Genomic DNA, 1,028 nt, shown 5'->3' with positions numbered 1-1,028 from the left:
AGGACGAGCAGCTGTTCGCCGCGGCGGGACTGCGCCTGCCGGCCCTGCAGCGCGTGCTGACCTCCGCCGGGCTCGGAGCGACATCGTGACCACGGCGACGTTCGATGGCTCCGACCTCCCGGAGAAGACCGAGGGCAGCATCAGGGTGCTCACCTGGAACACAGCGGGTGAAGCCGTACCCGCCGAGGTGATCGCGCAGCGGATCCTCGATCAGGGTGCCGACATCGTCGCCCTCCCGGAGACCACCGAGGCCGTCGGCGAGCGCATCGCGATCATGCTGCGGGAGCAGGGGCATCCGATGTGGGTGCACCACGTGCAGTTCCGCCCCGATGTGCAGGACGGTCCGCAGTCATGGCAGACCACCGTGTTGGTCGCCCCCGACCTCGGGGAGTACTCCGTGATCGAGTCGGCGAAGGACGGCACGAGCAACACCGGCTCGGTGCCCAGCGTCGTGCTGATGCCGATCGACGGCTCCGGCCCCACCATCGTCGCCGTGCACGCGGTGGCCCCGCGCATGGAGGAGATGCAGCAGTGGCGCAGCGACCTCCAGTGGATCGCCGACCAGTGCCCCCAGGGCGACTTCATCCTGGCCGGCGACTTCAACGCGACGATCGACCACATGGCCCCGCTCGGCGTGGAAGGCGGCGACATCGGCTACTGCCGCGATGTCGCTTACCGCACCGGCAACGGGCTCACCGGCACCTGGCCGAGTTCTCTGCCCGCGCTGGCGGGCGCGCCGATCGATCATGTGATGGCATCGCAGAACTGGTCTCCGACGGGATCCGTCGTGCTCGATGATGCCGGGGGGAGCGACCACCGCGCCCTGGTCGTGCAGCTGGAGCCCGCCGGCTGATTCCCGCGCCAGCCCGCCAGGTGACAGACTGGAGGGATGAGCACTGGAGAGCGCGACACGATCGCAGAGCCCACCGTCGAAGCGTCTGTCGAGAACGGCACCACCAACCGCAAGCAGCCCTTCCCCCAGGGCTTCCTCGACACCATCTCGACCGGTTGGGCCGAGCGTCCCGAGA

General features: G+C 69.3%; 1 protein-coding gene. It reads left to right on the top strand.

From position 1 onward, the window contains the following. The coding region (locus tag KZA10_RS16015) for an endonuclease/exonuclease/phosphatase family protein (protein WP_256934991.1) at positions 1–853 on the top strand (853 nt) is incomplete at its 5' end. Between the last annotated feature and the right edge of the window lie 175 nt (positions 854–1,028).

The sequence above is a fragment of the Microbacterium sp. BF1 genome, assembly GCF_019279095.1.
Taxonomy (GTDB): domain Bacteria; phylum Actinomycetota; class Actinomycetes; order Actinomycetales; family Microbacteriaceae; genus Microbacterium; species Microbacterium maritypicum.
Note: the sequence above shows the minus strand (reverse complement) of the source record. Positions and strands in the feature narration are given on the sequence as shown.